The organism is Sorangium sp. So ce296, from assembly GCF_051529605.1.
GTDB lineage: Bacteria > Myxococcota_A > Polyangia > Polyangiales > Polyangiaceae > Sorangium > Sorangium cellulosum_D.
In genome coordinates this window covers 12,360,770-12,383,154 of the sequence record NZ_CP150325.1, presented here as the reverse complement: position 1 = coordinate 12,383,154, position 22,385 = coordinate 12,360,770, and the positions used below count along the sequence as shown (strand labels likewise).

18 protein-coding genes are annotated in these 22,385 nt (G+C 70.6%); 6 read left to right on the top strand and 12 right to left on the bottom strand.

Features of this window, described 5'->3' with window-relative positions; all coding sequences use genetic code 11:
- Positions 1-99: 99 nt before the first annotated feature.
- From WME98_RS45715 to WME98_RS45680, 8 genes are all read right to left on the bottom strand, one after another.
- Complete coding sequence (locus tag WME98_RS45715; protein ID WP_061621690.1) at positions 100-1,116, bottom strand: ABC transporter ATP-binding protein; 1,017 nt, start codon at positions 1,114-1,116, stop codon at positions 100-102.
- Positions 1,113-2,126 carry an ABC transporter ATP-binding protein gene (locus WME98_RS45710; protein ID WP_437947917.1) on the bottom strand — a complete coding sequence of 338 codons (1,014 nt, stop codon included), beginning with the start codon at positions 2,124-2,126 and terminating at the stop codon, positions 1,113-1,115. Before WME98_RS45710 ends, WME98_RS45715 begins: the two co-directional genes overlap by 4 nt.
- 41 nt (positions 2,127-2,167) lie before the next feature.
- Positions 2,168-3,241 (bottom strand): ABC transporter permease, encoded by a 1,074-nt coding sequence (locus WME98_RS45705; RefSeq protein WP_437947916.1) that lies wholly within the window; start codon positions 3,239-3,241, stop codon positions 2,168-2,170.
- A 2-nt stretch (positions 3,242-3,243) separates the two neighbouring features.
- Entirely contained in the window at positions 3,244-4,164 is a 921-nt protein-coding gene (locus WME98_RS45700; protein ID WP_020736135.1) for an ABC transporter permease, read from the bottom strand.
- Between the two features lie 257 nt (positions 4,165-4,421).
- Positions 4,422-4,787, bottom strand: coding sequence for a glutaredoxin (locus WME98_RS45695; RefSeq protein ID WP_061625238.1), 366 nt, complete (start codon positions 4,785-4,787; stop codon positions 4,422-4,424).
- A gap of 49 nt (positions 4,788-4,836) precedes the next feature.
- The gene (locus WME98_RS45690) at positions 4,837-5,136 is read right to left on the bottom strand and encodes a hypothetical protein (protein ID WP_437947915.1); all 300 of its coding nucleotides are present in this window, start codon (positions 5,134-5,136) and stop codon (positions 4,837-4,839) included.
- A gap of 257 nt (positions 5,137-5,393) precedes the next feature.
- A complete protein-coding gene (locus WME98_RS45685) occupies positions 5,394-6,947 on the bottom strand; it encodes an AAA family ATPase (protein ID WP_437947914.1) in 1,554 nt (517 codons plus the stop codon).
- Positions 6,948-7,231: 284 nt separating this feature from the next.
- A complete protein-coding gene (locus tag WME98_RS45680; protein WP_437947913.1) occupies positions 7,232-8,731 on the bottom strand; it encodes an ATP-binding protein in 1,500 nt (499 codons plus the stop codon).
- 161 nt (positions 8,732-8,892) lie between these two features.
- Here WME98_RS45680 and WME98_RS45675 point away from each other — a divergent pair, with 161 nt between their 5' ends.
- Positions 8,893-9,381, top strand: a complete 489-nt coding sequence (locus WME98_RS45675) for a LuxR C-terminal-related transcriptional regulator (RefSeq protein WP_437947912.1) — start codon at positions 8,893-8,895, stop codon at positions 9,379-9,381.
- 22 nt (positions 9,382-9,403) lie between these two features.
- On the opposite strand, the gene WME98_RS45670 is transcribed toward WME98_RS45675, so the two are convergent.
- Positions 9,404-10,372 carry a quinone oxidoreductase family protein gene (locus WME98_RS45670; RefSeq protein WP_437947911.1) on the bottom strand — a complete coding sequence of 323 codons (969 nt, stop codon included), beginning with the start codon at positions 10,370-10,372 and terminating at the stop codon, positions 9,404-9,406.
- 144 nt (positions 10,373-10,516) lie between these two features.
- Between WME98_RS45670 and WME98_RS45665 the strand changes: the two genes are divergently transcribed.
- The 4 genes from WME98_RS45665 to WME98_RS45650 all read left to right on the top strand — a co-directional run bounded on the left by WME98_RS45665 (position 10,517) and on the right by WME98_RS45650 (position 17,019).
- Entirely contained in the window at positions 10,517-12,058 is a 1,542-nt protein-coding gene (locus WME98_RS45665) for a GH1 family beta-glucosidase (RefSeq protein ID WP_437947910.1), read from the top strand.
- A gap of 182 nt (positions 12,059-12,240) precedes the next feature.
- Positions 12,241-13,719 (top strand): hypothetical protein, encoded by a 1,479-nt coding sequence (locus WME98_RS45660; RefSeq protein ID WP_437947909.1) that lies wholly within the window; start codon positions 12,241-12,243, stop codon positions 13,717-13,719.
- A gap of 464 nt (positions 13,720-14,183) precedes the next feature.
- Entirely contained in the window at positions 14,184-15,401 is a 1,218-nt protein-coding gene (locus tag WME98_RS45655; protein ID WP_437947908.1) for a hypothetical protein, read from the top strand.
- Positions 15,402-15,609: 208 nt separating this feature from the next.
- Positions 15,610-17,019 (top strand): PLP-dependent aminotransferase family protein, encoded by a 1,410-nt coding sequence (locus tag WME98_RS45650; RefSeq protein WP_437947907.1) that lies wholly within the window; start codon positions 15,610-15,612, stop codon positions 17,017-17,019.
- Positions 17,020-17,079: 60 nt separating this feature from the next.
- Here the strand turns inward: WME98_RS45650 and WME98_RS45645 are convergent, their stop codons facing one another.
- Positions 17,080-18,072, bottom strand: a complete 993-nt coding sequence (locus tag WME98_RS45645; protein WP_020736128.1) for an aldo/keto reductase — start codon at positions 18,070-18,072, stop codon at positions 17,080-17,082.
- Positions 18,073-18,258: 186 nt separating this feature from the next.
- A complete protein-coding gene (locus WME98_RS45640; RefSeq protein ID WP_437947905.1) occupies positions 18,259-19,125 on the bottom strand; it encodes a mechanosensitive ion channel family protein in 867 nt (288 codons plus the stop codon).
- A 445-nt stretch (positions 19,126-19,570) separates the two neighbouring features.
- Here WME98_RS45640 and WME98_RS45635 point away from each other — a divergent pair, with 445 nt between their 5' ends.
- Positions 19,571-21,268, top strand: coding sequence for a hypothetical protein (locus WME98_RS45635; protein WP_437947903.1), 1,698 nt, complete (start codon positions 19,571-19,573; stop codon positions 21,266-21,268).
- 99 nt (positions 21,269-21,367) lie between these two features.
- On the opposite strand, the gene WME98_RS45630 is transcribed toward WME98_RS45635, so the two are convergent.
- The gene (locus tag WME98_RS45630; protein ID WP_061625248.1) at positions 21,368-22,300 is read right to left on the bottom strand and encodes a fibro-slime domain-containing protein; all 933 of its coding nucleotides are present in this window, start codon (positions 22,298-22,300) and stop codon (positions 21,368-21,370) included.
- Between the last annotated feature and the right edge of the window lie 85 nt (positions 22,301-22,385).

The window sequence follows — 22,385 nt, the reverse complement described above, 5'->3', positions numbered from 1 at the left end:
CCCAAACAGAGGTCAGGAAAATCCTGTCATCGGACATTCCCCGTCATGTCTGGAGAGCGAGCTCAACCGATGTGGGGAACTGCGCTCCGCCGGATCACTTCACGGATGCGTAGGTACGGTGGGCAACTCGGTGAGGTGGCAAGCAGCCCAGTGACCGGGACGGCGCTCCTCCAAGGGAGGAGCCTCGATGCTGCACCGCTCCATCGCATACGGACAGCGGGTGTGGAAATGGCACCCAGAGGGCGGATTCAGCGGACTCGGCACTTCGCCGACGAGCGTCAGGCGACGCCGCTTGCGCTCCTGGTCGGGATCCGGGATCGGGATCGCCGATAGCAGCGCCTGCGTGTACGGATGCTGCGGTGAGCGGAATAGTGCATCTGGGCGGGCGCGCTCGACGATCCGGCCGAGGTACATCACCGCGATCTCGCTTGACAGGTGGCGGACCACCGCGAGGTCGTGCGCCACGAACACGTACGTGAGGGACAGCTCGCGCTGGAGCGAGGCGAGCAGGTTGACGATCTGCGCCTGGATGCTCACGTCGAGCGCGCTGACCGGCTCGTCCGCGATCACGAGCTTCGGCTTCAGGGCGAGCGCGCGGGCGATGCCGATCCGCTGCCGCTGGCCGCCGGAGAACTCGTGCGGATAGCGGCGCATGTACGAGGGCGAGAGCCCCACGAGCTCCATCAGGCGCGCCACCTCGCGGAGCGACTCGTCGCGCGACGAGGTGAGGCCGTGGGTGAAGAGCGGCTCGGCGATGAGGTCGTGGACCGTCATGCGCGGGTTCAGGCTCGCGTACGGGTCCTGGAAGATCATCTGCATCTCGCGGCGGGCCTTGCGCAGCGCGCGCGGCTCGAGCGTCAGGATCTCCCGGCCGTCGATCTTCACGCTCCCCGACGTGGGCGGGACGAGGCGCAGGATGCCCCGCCCCGTCGTCGACTTGCCGCAGCCGGACTCGCCGACGAGGCCGAGCGTGGCGCCGCGGCCGACGTCGAAGGAGACGCCGTCGACCGCGCGCACCGTGCCGACCTGCCGCTGGAGCAGGCCGCGCCGCACCGGGAAGTGGACCTTGAGATCGCGCACCGAGAGCAGCGGCGGAGGTGTGGCGGGTGTGGTCATGGCGCTCGTCCGGCGACGTCCTCGACATGGCACCGCACGACGTGCAGCGCCCTCCTGTCCCCCTCGCCCGAGACGACCCGGGGCAGCGGCGCCGCCTCGCGGCACGCGGCGACCGCGTGCGCGCAGCGCGGGTGGAACGGGCAGCCCGGCGGCAGGCGCGCGAGCGACGGCGGCATCCCGGGGATGGGGACGAGGTCGGCGCCGCGAGGGCCCTCGATCCGCGGGATCGACCGCGACAGGCCGATCGTGTACGGGTGCCGCGGGGCATGGAAGATGGCGCCGACCGGGCCCTCCTCGACGATGCGCCCGGCGTACATGACCGCGACGCGATCGGCCATCTTCGCGACGACGCCGAGGTCGTGCGTGATGAGCAGGACCGCCGCGCCGAGCGCCTCCTTCCGCTCCCGGATGAGGTCCAGGATCTGCGCCTGGATCGTGACGTCGAGCGCCGTCGTCGGCTCGTCGGCGATGAGCAGATCCGGGTCGCAGAGCAGCGCCATGGCGATCATCACGCGCTGCCGCATCCCGCCCGAGAGCTGGTGCGGGTAGTCGTCGATCCGCGACGCCGCCGCGGGGATGCCCACCGCCTGCAGCATCTCGACGCTGCGCCGGCGGGCCTCGGCGCGCCCCATGCCGCGGTGCAGCTCCAGCACCTCGATGAGCTGCTCGCTCACCCGGAGGTAGGGATTGAGCGACGTCATCGGGTCCTGGAAGATCATCGCGATCCGGTCGCCGCGGATGCGCTCCATCCGCGCCTCGCTCGCCTCCACGAGGTCCTCGACGACGCCCCCCTCGGACTCGAGCAGGATCTGGCCGCCGACGATCCGCCCCGGCGGGTCGGGGATGAGCCGGAGCAGCGAGAGGCTCGTCACGCTCTTGCCCGAGCCCGACTCGCCGACGATCCCGAGCACCTCGCCGCGATCGAGGCTGAAGGAGATGCCGTCGACCGCGCGCACCACCCCCTCCTCGGTGAAGAAATGGGTCTTCAGGTTGTTGACCTCGATCAGCATGGTTCGTCTGAGCGCGCGCGCCGCGGGGGCGGCGCAGCCCTTCAGTCCTTTCGGATGCGTGGATCGAGGGCGTCGCGGAGCCCGTCGCCGAGGAAGTTGAAGCAGATCAGCGTGAGCGCGAGCATCAGCGCCGGGAAGATGAGCTGCCAGGGGAAGAGGTCCATCGCGTCGGCGCCCGTGGACGCGAGCAGGCCCCAGCTCGAGAGCGGCTCCTGCGTGCCGAGGCCGAGGAAGCTCAGGAACGCCTCGGTCATCATCACCTCGGGGATGGTGAGCGTCGTGTAGACGATGATCGGGCCGAGCGCGTTCGGCACGAGGTGCCGGAAGATCAGCGCGGCGTGGCCGACGCCGATCGAGCGCGCCGACTCGATGAACGGCTGGCTGCGCAGCGCGATGACCTGGCCGCGGACGATGCGGGCCATCGTGAGCCACGAGATGCCGCCGAGGGCCGCGAAGACGACGACGATCTGGAAGATGGGGAAATAGCTCGGATCCGAGGGATCCTGCACGAACAGGCCGAGCGCGACCTTCCAGGCGCGGTAGAGGGGCGTCTGGTCGTTCGCGAAGAAGACCATGAGCAGGATGACGAGGATGAGGAACGGGAACGTGTAGAGCACGTCCACGATGCGCATCATGATCGCGTCGACCTTGCCGCCGAAGTAGCCGGCGACGCCGCCCCAGCTCACGCCGATGACGAAGCTCACGAGCGTCGCGATGATGCCGACGGCGAACGAGATGCGCCCGCCGAAGAAGACGCGGGCCATCAGGTCGCGGCCGAAGTAGTCGGTGCCCATCCAGTGCGCGAGCGACGGCGGCTGGGCGCCGAGCTTGAGGTCGGCCTTGTCGTACCGGTAGCTGGAGAGCTCGGGGACGAGGATGCAGGCGAGGATCATCGCGAGGAGCACGGCGCCGCACACGACCGCCGCGCGGTTCTTGCGGAGCCGCCGCCACGCGTCGCGCCCGAGGCTAGACCCCTGCTCGAGGGCGTCGAGCCGCAGCGGGCCTGCGGGGCGCGGCGCCGCGCCGCCGGGGACGGCGGGCAGGTCGCCGGGCGCGGCGGGCGAGGCGCCGGCTGCGGCGGGCTCTGCGGCGGGCGGCGGGGGGGCGGCGGGCATGGTCAGCGCAGCTCCACGCGCGGGTCGATGAAGGCGTACGCCACGTCGACGAGCGCGTTGAAGAGCATGAGCAGGAAGCCGTAGACGAGCATGACCCCCATCACGAGGTTGTAGTCGCGGTTCGTGGCCGCCTCGACGAAGTAGCGGCCCATGCCGGGGATGTTGAAGATCTTCTCGACGACGAGGGAGCCGACGAGCAGGCCGCTGAAGCCGGGGCCGAGGAAGCTCACGACCGGGAGCAGCCCGCCCCGGAGCGCGTGCTTCAGGACGACCTTGCGCTCGGACAGCCCCTTGGCGCGGGCGGTCCGGATGAAGTCGGAGCGGATCACCTCGAGCATCCCGCCGCGCGTCAACCGGGCGATGTAGGCGGCCACCGGCAATCCGGCGCAGATGACCGGGAGCACCATGTGCCGCCACGTCTCCCAGCGGGCCACGGGGAACCAGTAGAGCTTGAGCGAGAAGACGAGCATGAGCAGCGGCGCGAGCACGTACCGCGGCACGCTGAGGCCGACCATGGCGACCCCCATGGCCGCGGTGTCCTTCCAGGTGTTCTGGCGGATGGCGCCGACGATGCCGAGCGGGATGCCCATCGCCAGGGCGAAGAGCATCGCCCAGAACCCGAGCTGCATCGACACGGGCAGGCTGAGGGCGATGATCTCGTTGACGGTGCGGTTCGGGTACTTGAACGTCGGACCCAGGTCGCCTCGGGTGACGAGCGCAAAGAGCCAGTCGCCATACTGCTTCAGCACCGGATCGTTCAGGTGGTACTTGGCGTCGAGCTGCCGCTGGACCTCGACGGGCACGGCCCGCTCCTGATCGAACGGGCCGCCCGGCACGATGCGCACCAGGATGAACACCAGGGTGGCGACGATGAAGAGCGTGGGGATGATCGAGAGCAGCCGCTTGATGGCGTAGGTGCTCACGGCGCGCCGCCTGCCGGCCGTCGTGCCGCGCCGCTCGCCTCGTCATGCCGCCGCCTTGCGTGGATCCCGAGCGATGTCACGAGGTGCCTCCGTGCTGCCTTCCTTCAGCGCGGCGACGGCCAGGGCGCGCCGCGTCTTCCCGCATATCACGGAATCGCTCGCCGACGCGGCGTTTCGCGCGGCGCGTCGCGCTGCCGCGGCCGAGGCGGCCTGCGCGCTGGGGGCGCCGGCCGTCGGCGGCGTTCATCCGCGCCCGCTCACGGTTGCTTCTTGAGCTTGCCCTGATCGCGGAGCTTCACGAGCTCCGCGTAGCCTCCCTCGAGGACCCCGTCGACGAACACCATGGGAAACGTCGGAAAGCCGGCCCAGAGCTTGATGGCGAGCCGCTCCTTCCACTTGGAGAGGTAACTCCCATATTCCAGGTAAGTATATGTCACGCCCTCTCCATCGAGCAGCTGCCGCGCCTTCTTCACGAAGGGATTCTGGGCCATCCCGACGACGACCACCCGGTCGCGGCTCACGGCGCCGGCGACCTCGTCCACGATGGATCGATGAAAGCTCGCGACCTGCGACTTCACCGTGTCGGAAACCTTCTCGGGAGCGAGCGTGGGACGTTCGGACATGAGATGAGCACCTCCGCGCCGGCAGCCTACCGGCGCGGAGGGCGCGCGGTCAACCTCGCGCCAGAACCCGTTGCCGCGCCTCGCCGTGCAGCGCGATCGCCCCGGACGCCCACACGATCTCGCCGCCGACCATCGTGAGCTCGCTCGTCGTGCCCACCATCTCCTCGGGAGAGATGGGGCCAAAGATGTCGCGCGAGAGCACCATCGCCTCGTCGCCGACGGCGTGGAAGAGCAGCTGGTTCTCCCGGGGCGAGCCGTGCAGGCCTTCGTCGAGGATCGCGGCGAGCGGCTCCTCGGGGAGGTTGAAGGCGCCGGACCACCCGGGGCGATCGGCGTACGGCTCGCTCACGCACGCGAGCCGCTCGACCGGCGTGCCGTCCGTGAACCACTTGATGCCCGACGCGCGGACCTTCGATCCGGGCCCGCCTCGCCCGGGCTCGCAGCCCTCGTCGGACCGGAGGGCGTAGCGCTTCCGCCGACCGGGCGCGGGGAACGGCGCGGCCGCAGGGCCGCTCCCCGCGCGTACGCCGGCCGAGCGCAGTGCTGTCGGGCGTGGCGGGGCCGCATGCGCTGCCGCGCGACAGCGATGGTGACAAGACAGCGCCGTCAGGCGCGAATGACCGACACGGCTCGCCCTCCAGGTGTCATCCGGGGCTCGACGGTGACCCGCTGCTCCACGGGAGGTTGCTCTTTCCGCTGGTTGAAGATCACCAGCCACCCCCGCGCCAGGCTCAGACCGGCCAGGTAGCGATCGATCTGCTCCAGCCCATCCTCCACCGGGTCCCTCCGCCCGTCGCGCCACACCTTGATCTCGATGGCCACCACGTCCGGGCCATAGCGCAAGCACAGGTCCATCCGCCCCGAGCCAATGGCGTACTCGCGCTCCAGCGTGCCTCCGCGATCGGCCACGCGATCGAGGAACGCCATCAGGACGAGGTGCGGTGCGATCTCATGGTACGACGCCGCCTGGAGCAGCGGCTCGCCGTGCTGGCGCCAGAACGCGACGAACGCCTCCAACAGCCGATCGACATTCATCCGGCCACCGGGCTCCAGCCATGTCGGCTCGATCTGCGGGAGCGCGGCGAGCGGACCGAACGTGAGCTCCTGGACGATGATCTCCCGGTAGATGGGGTTGGCGGCCTCGAGGCCCCCCGACTCGCGCATCCGCACCAGGCCAAGATCCTGGACGTAGCGGATGTCGTCGTTTCGCGGCCCGCTCAGGGTGGTGCCTGCGAGGATCGGCTCGATGATCGCCTTGACCCGCGGCTCGTTCAGCCGCTCACCGAGCGAATCGATGTGCGTGCGCGTGTCCCGGATCAACGCTGTCTTGGCGCGATCGACGTGGTCCGCGGTGATCGGCGTATGGCCGTCGGGGACCGTTTCCACGGTGAGCGTCTGGGCGAGCGCGTTGACGAGCCATGGCTGTCCTCGCGTGAGCTCGAACACGCGATCGACGGCGGACTGCTCGAAGGGCTGCCCTTTCTCCTGCGTGTATTGGCCGTAGAGCTCCGCGATCTGGCTCCGGTCGAACGGAGCGAGCGTGATCGATTTGTCCACGATGTTGAACGGGCTCGGCGTGCCGCGCCGGCCCTCGTCGTCCGAGGCGAGCCGGTAGTCGCGCACGTCGCGCAGGCCGACGAAGGCCAGGGACCAGGGAAACCCGCTGGGTCGATGGCGGTGTCCCACCTGGATCTGCCGGAGCACCGAGAGCAGCACGCTGTCGCGCAGCGAGTCGAACTCGTCGAGAAAGAGGACCAGCGGCTTCGGAGCCGCGGCATGCGCCCAGGCGTTCAGGGCGGCGCCGATCCGGTCGCGCGGCGGCGCATCGGGCCAGGGAGGTGGCCGGAGCTCCGGCGGGAGCTCCTCCTTGGCGCTGCGCCGCCAGCTCGATAGGATGGCCAGCTCCGCGGTGCCGACGTCCTCCACGTTGTCGCCCCCCTCGAGCATCGAGATGAGCACGGCGACATGAGAGCCCTTCGCGGTGAGATCTCTGGCGAAGGTCTGGAGCGACGTCGTCTTGCCGACACCGCGCGGCGCGTGGACGACGAAATACTCCTTCTGGTTGATCAACCGGGACACCTGCGGCAGGCGCTCCCAGGTCGGGAGCATGAAGTGATCATGCGGGTTGCAGGCGCCGGTGGTGTTGAACCAACGGGGCATCAGACCCCTATAGCACAGGCCCCCGCGCTCGGGCTCGAAACCACATTGGCCGAGCTTGACTGGCTCAATTGTCGCGCATTGTCGCGCTGAGCGCTGGCTCCGAAGCCTCGGTTCACCTCGATGGTCACCGATGAGAATAATTTTCGCGTGAATACAATGCAGCGTCGAACCCTACCAGACGCACGGCCTCAAAAAAGAAGATTGGAAATGGCAAATTTTGCCACTCGACGGAATGCGACGCTGATCGGGCCCGAGCCGCAGCGAGGAACCCGCGAAGGCCGCTGTCAGGCGAGGAGGACGACCGCGGCGCGTCCGGTCGACGTCTCCCGTCGGCTCACGGCAAGCCGTTCTTCCACAGGCGGAATTCCGTTCCGCTGATCGAAGAGGACCAGCCACCCTGCCCTGGCCTCCAGCCCGGCGAGGTGATCCTCGAGCTGTTCCAGGCCTTCGGCCAGCGGGTCTGCGCCCCCTTCGCGCCACACCTTGAGCGTGAGGCCGAGCACCTCCGGCCCGTACCGCAGGCAGAGGTCCATCCGCCCCCGGCCGATGCCGTACGCTCGCTCCAGCGTTCCGCCGCCGCTCGCCACGCGGTCCAGGAACGCGGTCATGACCATGTAGGGCGCGATCTCGGGGCTCGCCGAGGTGAGCAGGGCCTCGCCGTGGCGTCGCCAGAAGCCGACGAACGCGTCGAGGAGCCGCTCGAGGTCCAGACGTCCGTCCGCTCGGAGCCACGTCGGCGGGAGGTGCGGCAGCGACGCGCGCGACGCCAGCGCAAGCGTACGCGCGATCAGCTCACGGTAGATGGGGTTCGCGACCTCCATGGACCCCCCCGGCACCTGACGGACCAAGCCGAGCTGCGCGACGAGGAGGATGTCCTCTTCCGACAGCGCCTCGGGCCTCGTGCCGGCGATCATCGGCTCGAAGACCGCCCGGATCCGGGGGGCCTGCAATCGCTGGGACAGGCGGTCGAGGGGAGTTCCGCGCGCGGCGAGCAGGAGCTCTCCGGCGCGCTCGACGTCGGCAAGAGCCACAGGCCGGGCGCGGTCGACGTCGAGCTGCTCGACGAGCAGCTTGGCGAGCGCATTGACGAGCCACGGTTGACCTCGGCTGAGCGCGAACGCCCGCTCCACCGCCGCGCGTTCGAAGCGCTGGCCGGTCGCCTCCGTGTGCTGCTGGTAGAGCTCGGCCACGTCGTCCCGCGTGAAGTCGGGAAGGGTGATCGACCGGACGGCGTGGAGAATCGGCTCCGGCGCGCCAGGATCGGTGTGGCCGGCGGCAGCGCTCCAGCGCTCGGGGCCGCCGTGCAGGCCGAGGAGGGCCAGCGTCCAGGGGGCGGCCTCAGCAGGCTGCCCCAGGGAGGCCCGCAGCAGCTGCCGCAGCACGTCGTCCATGGCGCTGCCCGGGAAGGCGTCGACGTCGTCGAAGAAGACGACGAGCGGCCGACGCAAGGCCCGCGCCCATGCCCGCAGCGCGGCGTTGAGGCGGCCGCCCGGCTGGGCCTCGGGCCGCGGAGGCGGCTGCTGCTCCGAGGGGAGCTGCGCCCTGGCCGCTTGTTCGAGCGCGTGAAGGAGGGCGAGATCGGCCCCGCCGGGCTCGTCCGGGCGATCCGCTCCGGAGAGCGTGGACACGAGGAGAGCGACGTGGCGCCCCTCCGCCGTGAGCTCCTCGGCGAGCGCGAGGAACGATGTCGTCTTGCCGACACGACGGGGCGCGTGGACGACGAACGACTCCCGCTGATCGATGAGCCGGCGCACGTCAGGCAGGCGGCGATGCGTCGGGAGCATGTAATGGTCTGCCGGTAGACAGGCACCGGCCGTGTTGAACCAGCGGGACACCGGCCGGAGTCTACCCCAGAACGGTGCGGACCTGCGCGCCCGGGTCGCGTGCATCCCGCGCTCCCGTGCTGGATCGAGGCGAAAGGCAAGCAGGTCGCGGTGAATCGCCCATGGCAGCGGGCTGCTCGGGCGTCGCCGCGGTGGACGCCCACGTGGACCAGGTTCCCCGCCTCGAGCGCTCCAGAGCGACGCTCCCGCCGTCAAGGGCTGCCCACCCGGACGTCGTGAGCTCCGCTGCCCAGCGCAAGCTGCGGTTATTGACTCGCCCTGATACGGCCTGCGCCATTGCGCTGCATCGCTCCTGGGGAGATCGGCAGTACCGCGAGCGAGAGCGCCGGCTCATCGACGTGGTCCACGCGGAATGCGACGTTCTGCACCGGCCACCCGAGGTCCCGGCCGCGCTCCTCGCCGGCCTGCCCCCTCGCCCGCGCGACACGTTCCGCGGTCTCGGCGAGGAGCAGATCGCCGCCGAACTCCGAATCAGCCAGCACACGGTGCACGACGACGTGAAGGCCCTGCACCGCCGCTTCGGCGTCCAGAGCCGCAGCGAGCTCCTCGCCCTCTGCCTCGGCCAGAGCCCGCCGGGCGCGGCGCGATAGCGGTGTGCGTCCACTCCCGGCGCTACGGCACGAGCAGCACCTTCCCCGTCGTCGCCCGCCCGGCGAGCGCGCGGTGCGCCTCCGCCGCCTCGGCGAGCGGGTACGTCGCGCCGACCGAGATCGTGAGCTCGCCGCGCGCGATCGCGCCGAGCACGTCCTCCGCGCGCTGGAGCAGCTCCTCGCGCGTCGCCGTGTAGTGCCCGAGGCTCGGCCGCGTCAGGAAGAGCGACCCCTTCTGGCTCAGGATCTGCGGGTCGAACGCGGGCACCGGCCCGCTCGACTGGCCGAAGAGGACCAGCATGCCGCGCGGGCGGAGCGCACCCAGGCTCTTCTCGAACGTGTCGCGCCCGACCCCGTCGTAGACCACGTCGACCCCGGCGCCGCCCGTGAGCCGGCGCGCCTCGACCTCGACGTCGGCCCGCGTGTACAGGATCACCTCGTCGGCGCCGGCCTCGCGCGCGAGCCGCGCCTTCTCCTCGGTCGAGACGGTGCCGATCACGCGCGCGCCGAGGCGCTTCGCCATCTGGCAGAGGAGCAGCCCCATCCCGCCCGCCGCCGCGTGGACCAGGCACGTATGGCCCGGCCCGAGCGCGAACGTGGAGCGCACGAGGTAATGCGCGGTCATGCCCTGGAGCATCGCCGCCGCCGCGCGCTTCGCGCCGACGCCCGCGGGCACCGGGACCAGCTTCGCGACCGGGATGCGGACGTGCGTCGCGTACGAGCCGGGGCCGCCGGCCCACGCGACCTCGTCCCCTTCCCTCACCCCGGTGACCGACGTCCCCACCGCCTCGACGCGCCCCGCGCCCTCGAGCCCGAGCGGGATCGGCGGCTCGACCTTGTACTGGCCGCTCCGCTGGTAGATGTCGATGAAGTTCACCCCGGCGGCCTCGACGCGGACCACGGCTTCACCCGGGCCTGGCGTCGGCGTCGGGTGCTCCTCCAGCGTCATCACCTCGGGGCCGCCAGCGGCTTTCGGTCGGATCGCGAGCATGCCGCCCATGTTGCCGAGCCGGAGCGGCCCGTCAAGCGACCGGTGCGGGCATCGACGCATCGCTTCACGCTTCAGCCGGGCGCCGCCGCGCCGCGGGCATCGATCCCATTGCTGCCCAACGCGCGCCGTGGATGATGCGCTCTCATGTCCGCTTCCACTCCTTCCGAGTCGCTCACCCAGCACAACGCCCCTGGCGCCTCGCCCGCCCCGTCCGCTGCCGCGGCCGCCGCGTCCGGCTCGGCGCCCGCGTCGCCGGCCCCGTCGGCCGGCGCGGGGCCGGCAGGCACGACGGCCGCGCCGTTCCCCGAGGGCTTCCTGTGGGGCGCCGCCACCGCGGCCTACCAGATCGAAGGCGCCGCCACCGAGGACGGCCGCGGCCCCTCCGTGTGGGACGTCTTCTCGAACACCCCCGGGAAGGTCTTCGAAGGGCACACCGGGAACGTCGCGTGCGACCACTACCACCGCTACAAGGAGGACTTCGGGCTGCTCGCCGAGCTCGGGGCCAAGAGCTACCGCTTCAGCGTCTCGTGGACGCGCGTCCTCCCGGAGGGCACGGGCAAGGTCAATCAGAAAGGGCTCGACTTCTACGACCGGCTCGTCGACGAGCTCCTCCGCCTCGGCATCGTGCCCCTGTGCACGCTGTTCCACTGGGACTTCCCCCAGGCGCTCCAGGACCGCGGCGGGTTCCTCCAGCGGGACGTCGCCGACTGGTTCGCCGACTACACGACCGTCGTCGCAGAGCGGCTCGGCGATCGCGTGCCGTGGTGGGTGACGCAGAACGAGCCGCAGGCGTTCATCGGCAACGCGCTCCTCGAGGGGCACTTCGCCCCCGGGCTCAAGCTCCCGTACCGGGATTACCTGACCGCCGCGCACAACCAGATGCGCGCCCACGGCAAGCAGGTGGACGCCCTGCGCGCCGCGGCCAAGGCGGCGAAGGTCGGCTACGTGCTCGCGACCCAGGTCCAGCGCCCCGCGACGGAGGACCCGGGCGACGTCGAGGCGGCGCGCGAGGCGATCTTCTCGGTCTACGAGCGGCACCCGTGGAACAACGCCTGGTGGATCGCGCCGGTGCTGGAGGGGCGGTATCCGGAGAGCGGCCTCAAGCTCTTCGGCAACGACGTGCCCGACTTCCCCGCCAGCGACTTCGACCAGATCAAGCGGCCGCTCGACTACCTCGGGCTCAACATGTACTCGGCGGGCACGTGGCGGCGGGGCAAGGACGGCAAGCCCGAGCGCGTCGCGTCCCCGCCCGGCTACCCGCGCGCGACGCTCGACTGGCTGCAGGTGGTCCCCAGCACCCTGTACTGGGGCACGAGGTACTTCTGGGAGCGGTACAAGCTGCCCATCGGGATCACCGAGCACGGCACCGCCACGCGGGACCAGGTCTTCCTCGACGGGAAGGTGCACGACCCGCAGCGCATCGACCTGATGCACCGGTACCTGCTCGGCCTCGCGCGGGCAATGAAGGAGGGCGTCGATGTCTTCGGGTACTGGGCCTGGTCGCTCCTCGACAACTTCGAGTGGGCCGAGGGCTACAGGGAGCGGTTCGGGCTCGTCTACGTCGATTACCAGACCCAGCGCCGGATCCCGAAGGACTCGTTCTCCTGGTACAAGGAGGTCATCGCGACCAACGGGCGCTCGCTCCTCGGGCCGACCGCGGTGGCCTGGGACAACGTGACCGGCTGATCCCGGAGGCTCGCGGCCCGATTCCCCGTCGGGCCGCGCGGCCGGCGCGCTCCTCGTCCTGCGCCGGCGGTCGCTGCCCGAGCGCGGCCCTCGCGCGCGACGGCGTCGAACTCTGGCTTTCCCGAGGTCGTCTCCCTGCGCCGACTTCGACGGTGGTATCGTCGCGGCGTGGAGAGGCAGGGATGAACAGGCGCGGGTCTACGCTGAGGCATCTCGCGCTGGTGTGCGCGCTGGCCACGTTCGGATGCGGCGCGAGGAGCAGCCTGGACGACTGGGCACCGGCCCCGGCGAACGGCCCGGAGGCAGGGGAAGGCGGCGCCGGCGGCAGCGGCGTCGGCGCCGGCGCCGGCGGCAGCGCTCCTGTGTGCCAGGCGGGTTGCCTCGAGGTCGCTTTCGCGCGGCCCTTCGACTACGCCGAGGCGACCGGCCTCGCGGTCGACGCCCGCGGCAACATCCTCATCACCGGGGCGTTCGAGGGCACCGTCGATTTCGGAGGCGGTCCTCTCGTGAGCACGGGCTACAAGGACGCGTTCGTCCTCAAGCTCGATCCGCTCGGCCGCCATCTCTGGAGCCGGCGGTTCGGCGAGCTCTCCGCCGTGCCCGAGCTTCAGGCCGGTCTTGCCATCGCGACGGACGCGGCGGGAAACATCCTCGTCGGGGGTCACTTCGGCGCAACGACGGATTTCGGTGGTGGCCCGTTGGCGGCGCAGGGCAAGAGCGGCTTCATCGTCCTGCTCGACGCCTCGGGACAGCACGTCTGGAGCACGCACGTCGGGGCGGGGTCCGCGGCGGTCCGCGGCGTCGGCTTCCATCCGGCGGGAGGGATCGTCGTCACCGGCGATTACGTGGGGACCATGGATCTCGGCGGGGAGGCCTTCATCGACCGCAGGGACGAGCCGAGCGTCTTCGTCGCCAGGCTCGATGCTGCGGGCGGCCACGTCTGGAGCAAGAGCTTCGGCCGGTCGGGCGCCGTGCAATCTTCCACGCTCGCCCTGGATGCGGCGGGGAACATCGCGCTCGGAGGTAGCTTCGACGTCGTCGTCGACTTCGGCGGCGGCCCGCTCCGGGCTGCTGGCCCATCCGGGGCAGCCGGAGCGTCCGACATCTTCGTCGCCTCGCTCGGTCCGGACGGCGAGCATCGATGGAGCCAGCGGCTAGGCAGCGTCGCTGGCGAGCACCCCGGCGGCACGGTCGTGGATGGGGCAGGCAACGTGGTCTCGCTCGGCTCCATCGGCCAGACGTTCCAGTTCGGCGGCGACACCCTGACGAGCGATGGGGATGCCGTGTTCGTCGCCAAGCTCTCCGCCGGCGGCGCCCCGACGTTCGGCAGGAGCTTCTCGAGAGCGCACGCGCTCGCCGCCGACGCCGCCGGCAACACGTGGCTGGCCGGCGCCTTCCTCTACGACGCGGACTTCGGCTGCGGTCCGCTGACCGCGAAGCTCCAGGGGCTCTTCGTCGCCGGGCTCGACCCGCGCGGCGAGGGCTTCTGCAGCGTCTCCTTCGAGCCGTCGGAGTACGGAGGCCTGTCCCGGATCGCCGTCGACCCCACCGGAGCCCTGGTCGCCGTCGGGAACCTCAAGGGCACGATCGATTTCGGCGCCGGACCGATCTCGAGCCCGGAAGCGAGGGAGTCGATGCTCGTCGTGAAGCTCATCCCGTGACGGCGCTGGGCTCGGCGCGCGGCCCTGTTCGCGCGCGGCCCGAGCGGCGCCTCCGCGCGATTCGCGTCGTTCCGCGTGGCGCAGCCGTCGCCCCGGCGCGCTCTCGGGGAACACGTCGCTCGGCCCATCGGAGCGCGCAAATCCTGCCGCGAGGGGACGAGCTCTGGTGTGCAAAGACTCTGTGGATTCGACGCGAATGCGCTAATCTGTGCGTCTTTGCGTGTGCGCGCGGACGCACAGGCGCTCACAAAGGACACAGGGATATGGTTCTACGCAACGTTGTAGTTACGCTCACTGCGGCAGGTGTGATGTTCCTCGTCGCGTGCGATCCCGGAGACCCGCCCCCCGCCGGCGCTGGCGCTGCGGGTGGGGCTGGCGGTTCGGGTGGGGCTGGCGGCGGCGGCGGCTCGGCCGAGCCGGGGTGCCCCGCGCCGTCCGGCGGCCCGACGGAGCACTCGGGCGATGTGAGCGAAGATGAGACCTGGACCGCGGAGGGGAGCCCGCACGTCGTGACTTTCCCTGTCCGCCTCCGCCCCGGCGTGACGCTCACGATCGAGCCGTGCGCCGAGGTGCTGCTCGAGGAGGACACGGGCATCTCCGCGATGGATGAGGGCGCCGAGCTGAAGGCCGAGGGCACCGAGGCGCGGCCGATCACGTTCCGCGGCAGCGAGGGCGCGCGGTGGAACGACGTGCACGTCGCGTGGCCGGCCAAGGCGACCCTTCGCCACGTGACGCTCGAGGGCGGCGGCGGCGATCGCTTCCACGCGAACGCGGCGCTCTCCGCGTACGGCGGGTCCGTGACCCCCGCGGCGCCGGTGCTGCTCGTCGACCACGTGACGGTGCGCGGGTCGCTCGGCGCCGGGGTGCTCCTCTTGCGGGCGTCGGCGTTCGCCGAGGGCTCCACCGATCTCGTGATCACCGAGAGCGGCAGCGAGGAGCACCCGTATCCGCTGGAGCTCGGCGAGCAGGCGCTCGGCTCGATCCCGGTCGGCGTGTACACCGGCAATCGAAGGGACGAGATCCTGATCCAGGACGAGGGCGCCAATCAGACCTCCGGGCTGCAGCAGGACACGATCCTGCGCGACCGCGGCGTGCCCTACCACTTCGGCGACTGGCGCGACGCCCGCTTCAACATCGGCGGCGGCGGCGAGGGCGCGCCGCTCACGACGCTCACCATCGAGCCCGGCGTCACCATCCGGTTCGAGCCCGGCAATTTCATGCAGATCGAGCGCTTCACCGGCGACTTCGCCGCGAGCGGCGCCCTCCGCGCGCTGGGCACGCCGGAGCGGCCCATCGTCTTCACCTCGGCCGCGGAGACCCCCGCGCCCGGCGACTGGGGCGGGCTCTGGTTCGGCGGCATCCCGCGCGACGAGAACGTCCTGGAGAACGTCATCGTCGAGTATGCGGGTTACGACTGCGGCTGCATCCTGCTCAGCTGCAACGATCTCACGACGTTCAACGGCGCCGTCATCTTCAGCCAGGCGCCGAGCAGCGCCTTCATCCAGGGGTCGACGTTCCGCCACGTCGCCGGCCACGGCGTCACCCGCGGCTGGAACGGCACCGCGGGGCCCGATTTCGTGTCTGGAAACACCTTCGAGGACGTGAGCGGCTGCGAGCAGACGCGCCCCTGGGTCGAGGGCCAGCCGTGCCCTGACCCGAAGCCCTCCTGCCCCGAGGACTGACCCAACGCGGGCCCGACCGGCCGCCTTCGGAAGCTTCAGCGTCCACCACGGCGGGAGCGGCGCAGGGGGCACGTGGATGTCAGCAGGACCTGCCGGTTCGCGCGCGCGACCAGCAGCCGGCTCCCGTCGATCGGCGGCGACGCGTCTCCCCGCGATCCCATGTCGGCGCCGCTGGTCTGCTCGTGCGTCGAAGCACTATCCTCGTTCCGTGTTCGGCATCGTGCTCGATCGCGCCTCGCGGCGCTCCCTGGCGCTCCAGCTCGCGGACGGGCTGCGCCAGGCGGTCGTCGCCGGCGAGCTCGCGCCCGGCGCCAGGCTCCCCCCCTCGCGCCTGCTGGCCGCGGAGCTGGGGATCTCCCGGCGGCTGGTGACGGACGCTTACGAGCAGCTCACCGGCGAAGGCTATTTCGAGACCCGGGCGGGCCACGGGACCTACGCCGCCGCGCTGCCGGTGCGGGCGCCGCACGCCAGCGTCCCGGGGGCGGCCATGCTCCGGCGGCACCGGCCCACCATCCGCTTCGACTTCACCCCCGGGATCCCCGATCTCGCCAGCTTCCCGCGGCAAGCGTGGCGCCGCGCCGCCGACGACGCGATCTCTCTGGCGCTCGCCGCCGACCTCTCCTACGGCCCGGCGCTCGGCGACGCCCGGCTGCGCCAGGCCATCTCCGACTACCTGTACCGGTTCCGCGGGCTGGCCGCCGATCCGGAGCAGATCTGCATCACCTCCGGCACCTCGCATTCCCTGTCGCTGCTCTCACGGCTCCTCCCCGCCACGACCCTCTTCTGCGAGGAGCCCGGGCTCACCTTCGCCCGCGACGTCTTCGGCACGGCCGGGTTCCGCTGCCGCCCGATGCACGTCGACGACTCCGGCGCGCTCCCTTCCGGCCTGGGCGAGGTGCCCCGCGGCGCGCTCTTCTACCTGACGCCCTCCCACCAGTTCCCGATCGGCGCGCTCCTGCCCCTCAAGCGGCGGGTGAAGTTCCTGGAGCTGGCCGCCCCGGCCGAAGGGCTGGTGCTCGAGGACGACTACGACTCCGAGTTCCGCTTCCGCGGCAGCCCGGTCCCGCCGCTCGCCTCGCTCGACGCCGAGCGCGTCGTCTACCTGGGGACCTTCTCGAAGTGCCTGGCGCCGTTCGTGCGGGTCGGGTATCTCATCGCCCCGCCCCACCTCGTCGGCCCGATCGCCGACCTGGTGCGGCGTACCAACCTCCGGGGCTCCATCCCGCACCAGCGGACGCTGGCCCGCTTCATCGAGGAGGGTCATCTCGAGCGCCATATCTTCGCCATGAAGCGGCGCTACCGCGCGCGGCTGGAAGCGATCCTCGACTTCCTGGGGACCCGCTACGGGGATCAGGTCCGCACCGGCGGCGGCGAGACCGGATTCCACCTGCACGCGCGCTTCTGCGGTCGGCGCTTCGGCCCGATCTTCACCGACGCCTGCAGCGCGGAGGGGCTGCGGATCTCGACCGAGGACGAGTTCCGGGCCGAGCCGCCCCGCGCGAGCGACGCGCTGGTGATCGGCTATGGCAACGTGGCGGACGAGAAGCTCGACGAGGGTCTCAAGCTGCTTGGAGCCCTCGTCGAGCGGAATACGGACCGTGAGATCCGTTCGCCATGAGCCCTTCGTCGCCCCGCCTGCGGCGTTGCGATCAGGACAGGCGGAGTCGATGGGCGGGCTCTACAGGTTCCGATCCTCGTACGCCACGAGCTCCGCCACCTGACGCGCCTGCTCGGCGGTGAGCGCCCCCTTCTCCATGGCCCGCGCGTTCTCCACAGCCTGGGCCGTGCTCTTGAAGCCGGGGATGGGGATGGTGTTCGGGCTCTTGGCCCAGATCCACGCCAGCGCGCCCTGGACCAGGGTCCGGCCGTTGCTGGTCAGGATCTCGCGGGCGGCCTCCAGGCGGCGGGCGTAATTGGGGTTCACCTTGCCGTCCTTGAACCAGGTGATCCACTCGAAGTTGCTGGTCCGCACGTCGCCGCGGGGCAAGGTCTCGCCCTTCGTGTACCGGCCCGAGAGCATGCCCATGGCCAGCGGGCTCCGGCACAGGAGCGCCAGCCCTTTGCCCTCGCCGTAGGCGATCAGCCGGTCGTTTCCCTCGAACACGTTGAGCAGGATCTGGGCCGCGCCGCAGTGCGGGCCGCGGGCGAAGGCCTCGACCGAGGCCTTCACGTCGGTGCTCCAGCCGTAAGCGCGTATCTTCCCCTCCTTCACGAGCTGCTCGAGCACCTCCACCACCTCGCCGGCTTTCTGCGGCGGGTGCTCCCAGATGTGGAGCTGGTAGAGGTCGATTCGATCGGTCCCCAGCCGCCGCAGGCTCCCCTCCACGGCGCGCCTGATGTACGCCGGGCTGGCGTCCGTCCTGCCCAGGTTGGCGTGCTTCTCCTCGTCGAAGACGTGACCGAATTTGGTGGCCAGGGTGACACGGTCGCGGATCCCCTGGATGGCCTTCCCGACCAGGACCTCGCTGTGCCCCGAGCCGTACACGTCGGCGGTGTCGAGCAGCGTGACGCCGGCGTCGATGCCGGCGCGGATGGCCCGGATCGACTCCGCGTCGTCGGTGCCGTGCCACTCCCAGCTCGCGCCCGGATCGTTCCACTTCCCAGCGATGGCCCAGCACCCCAGGCCCAGCGCGCTCGTCTCGATGCCCACGCTCTCCCATCGTCGCTTCATGGCGTCCTCCTCATGGATCGAATGTCCGGGCCCAGGTATGAGGCCGCAGGCGCGCGGGGACGAGGACCGCCGCTGCGGTTCCGGCGTGGACCACCGGGAGAGCCATGGTCGGGGGCGGCCGCCGCGGACGACGCTCCGAGCATGGGCCCGTGCTCCGCCGTCATCATCAGCCGGGCGCCGAGCAGCTCACACCGGCGAGAGCCCGCGCGCGTCGTGCCCGTTGGCCGCGGCGAGCCGGGTTCCGTCTTGGCGGAGCACCACCGCCTGCGCCGGGGCCGGGTAGCCCAGCTTCGCGATCTCGTCGTAAACGACGAGGTGCGCGGCGGCGAGCGCCAGCGGGTACTTCGAGCTCTCGATGTAGGGGTGCGCGACGAGCAGCGGGCCGGTGGGGGTCACGCCCACCAGCTCGACGAACGGCGCTGGGCTGCTGACGGCGTGAGGCGCCTGGGTGAGCTTCTCCTTCAATACAGCGATAACCCTGTGCACGTCGGCGCCGTGAGGGAGCTGCACGTTGATGTTCAAGCGCGCGACGGGGTTCTCCGAGTGGTTCTTGATGATCTCGCCGAAGATCTTGTTGTTGCCGAGAAAGGTGCGCTCGTTGTCGAAGGTGTCGACCGACGTGACGAAGAGGCCGATCGAGTGCACGATGCCCGTGACGCCGGCGATGGTGACCACGTCGCCGACCTTGAAAGGGCGCAGCACGATCATGAAGACGCCAGCGGCCAGGTTGGCGAGCAGGCCGGACCAGGCCATACCGATGGCGACCCCGGTGGCCGCCAGGATCCCGGCGAAGGTGAAGGTCTGGACGCCGAAGACGCCGAGGACCGTGATGACGAGCAGGATGTTGAGAAGCACGCTCGCGACCGAGTGCAGGTAGCGCGCGAGCGTCTCGTCGATGTTGCGAAACTTCGTCGTTCGATCGAGCAGACGAAGGACGCCGCGTATGACCAGGCGCCCTACGATCCACAGGACGATGGCACCGATGATCTTGGTGCCGATCTCGGCGCCGATCACGAGCCCGACGTCCACGTACCTCTTGAGGGTCTCGTTCATCCCGCGATCTCTCCCTTCTCTTGGTCCAGCGATGTCCCCGCGAGCGAGCGGGTGATGGTTCGTCGCGCCCGCTCGACCTCTGCCGATCGCCGCGGCGCCCTCGCAAACAAGAACCCATCCGAGCCGTGGGAGCCGGAATGCACTCGCACGCCTCGGCAACACACCGGTGGCCGGGCGGCCGAGCAGGACAAACCTCGGCGCGGGTGCACCAACCCCCCAAGCTGCGTGGCCGAACCCCGTTCCAGCCGAGGTCCAGCACGATCATGGTACCGAGCAACACAGCGAGGGGTCAAGTCCCGCCGTCCCATCCTCCGTCGCTTCACCGACGTGGCAGGCCATGCGCCCCTGTGCGCTCCACGACCTCCGACCGGGCGCGAGATCTGCGTTGCCCACTGACGAGCAACGGTCGATGAACGCCGTGCCCGCGCCCAGCATCGAAGCGGCCATGACCAGAGACTCCGATCCTATCCATTCAGCATCCACGGCCACCATGGGCGCCTCGGCCGCCTTCACCATAGCGGCAGTCCTCGCCGCCGCGGCGTGTGAGCCGGCGGCGCGCCGGGGCGCGGCAGGGGATCGCCAGAGCGGCAGCGCCGCAGCGGACAGCGACCACACGGTCAACGCGCGGAGCGCGCTGGGCGACGGGGGCGCGGACGACTGCGAGGCCTCGAGTGGCAGCGCCGGCGAGGGCGGCAGCGGCGCTACCGGCGGCGGCGAGGGCGGCAGCAGCTCTACCGGCGCCGGCGGCGAGGGCGGCGCTGGCGGCGCCGGCTCGACAGGCAGCGGGATGCCGGGCACGTGCGCGCCAGGCTCGGTCGTCGTCTGCTACACCGGCCCCGCGGGCACCGCGGGCGTCGGGCGCTGCGCTCCTGGAACGCAGACGTGCCGCGTCGATGGCCTCGGCTACGGCCCCTGTACGGGCGAGGTGACGCCCGCCACGGAGCTCTGCGCCACGCCGGTGGACGAGAGCTGCGACGGCGTGCCCGATTGCCCTCAGGCGTCGCCGTGGGCGCGGGGGTACGGCAGCCCCGGCTACGATCACGGCCTGGCCATCGTGAGCGACCTCTCGGGCAACTACTACGTCTCCGGGCACTTCGAGGGAACGGTCGACTTCGGCGCCGGCCCCCTCACCAGCGCAGGGGGATACGACATCTTCCTTCTCAAGCTCGATCCCACGGGCTCGGTGATCTGGAGCAGGCGCTACGGGACCGAGTTCGACGATTGGAGCGGCGTCATGACCGTCGACGGGAACGGCAACATCTTTCTCGCCGGCGCGTACGACGGCATCATAGGGCTCTTCCCAGGCCCGGATCTCGGCGGGGGCCCGATCGCGGCCGGCGACGACTCCGGAGTCTTCGTGGCCAAGTTCGACGCCGGCGGCGATCATCTCTGGAGCACCGGATTCCCAATCTTTGGCGCCACGGGGGTGTGGCGAGTAGCTGAGATCGCGGTCGATGCCGTCGGTAATGTGTACATGCTCTACAGCATCTACGATTACACCTACCTGGCGAAGATCGGCGCCGGCGGCGCCGGCATCCTCTGGACACAGTTTGTTCCGGCATCCGACCTCAGCAATGCAGCGGTGAGCCTCGCGGTCGACAGCGCCGGCAACGCGATCGTGGCGAACGAGGATCCCCCGGACGGTTCGCATCTCGTCGGGGAGTACTTCACCGTCTTCAAGTTTGACCCGGCGGGCGCTCTGGTCTGGACGCGGATGTTCGAGAACAGCGGGGCGATGGGCGCCTCCTCGGTGGCGGTCAACGCGTCGGATGAGATCCTCGTGGCGGGCTCCGCGGATGGGCTCGTCGACTTCGGCGGCGGCGTGCTCCCCGCCGGCCCCGTGCTCGTCAAGCTGGACTCGGCAGGCCAGCACGTCTTCAGCCGCTCGGTCCGCTTCGGCAACAAGATCGCCCTGGATCCTGCCGGCGGCATCATCGTCGCCGGGGGCGGGCTCGCCAGGCTCGACGCGAGCGGCAACGAGCTCTGGTGGGTCGATTTCGATGCTCGCGTGGAGGATATCGCGATCGCGCCGAATGGCACGATCGGCGTCACCGGCGACATGATCGGTCCGGTCGATTTCGGGACCGGCCCGGCACCTTACGCGGGGGGCCGCGATATCTTCGTCGCCACGTTCGGCCCCTGAGGGCCTCGGCCCCGGCGTCGTCGCGACGCCCGCGCCATCCTGCGGCGCGGGCGTCGCGCGGCGATCCCGCCCGCGACCCGAGGCGCGGCGCGCCTCGCCTCACCGCGGGACGTCGACGGGCACGAAGCAGGAGATGTTCGTCTCGATGTGGAAGTTCGACCCGTCGGTGTGGCGCTCCGCGTGGAAGATATCCATCGTGTACGTGTTGCCCGGAGCGATTCCCAGGTAGTCGGCCTGGGCGTCGAAGTCGATCACGCCCGACTCGGGCCCGTGCATGCTGCCGAGATCGAGGGCGAGCTTGCCGTTGATGAAGATCCACATGTCGTCGTCGCCCCGGAAGCTGAACTCCTGGCCGGCGACGTAGCCGAACTTGAGGTGGATCTCGGTGGTGAAGAGGAAGTTCTGGTTCTTGCCGTTGGGAGGGTTGATCCCGAACCCCTCCTCCGGCGCGAGCGGGAAGAAATCCGTGCTGTCGAAGACGTACCGGCCCGAGCCGGGCGGCGACTCCTCGAGCTCGAGCTGCTTGGGGAAGGTCATGTTCACGCCAGGCACGTCGCGGTACCACTGGCTGAACGACTCGCTGCTCGTGATGACGACCTGGTTCGGGGTCCCGCCCCCGCAGTCGAGCGGGGTCTGCAGGTCCGCCTGGCAGCCGATCGAGTCGAGGAACACCGGCTTGCTGTCGCCGTCGAGCTGCGGCTCGATGAGCTTGCGGCGAACCACGTCGCCCCGGAAGTCCATCTCGAAGTCGGGGTGCGTGTCCTTGAAGTCGCGGTAGAGGACCTCGAGCGTGCTCTTGCAGTCGCTCCCGCCGGCGCCGCCGGCGCCGATGCTCACGTTGCCCCCCGAGATGCTCCCGATGTCGTCGCCGCTCGAGCTGCTGCTCTCCCCCGAAGGCGACCCGCTGGTGCCGCCGGTGGTCGGCCCGCCGCCGGAGCCGGAGCTCGAGTTGCCGTTGTTGTCGTCAGGCCCCGAAGAGCAGGCCAGGGCCGCGATGGCGAAGGTCACAAGAAAGAGAGAGCGAGGGGACATAGAGAGTACTCCTGGGATAAAGTAGGACAACCACACCTCGTGGGGGTTGTCAACGTCGCCCCTGGAATCCTACGCGAGATCGCGC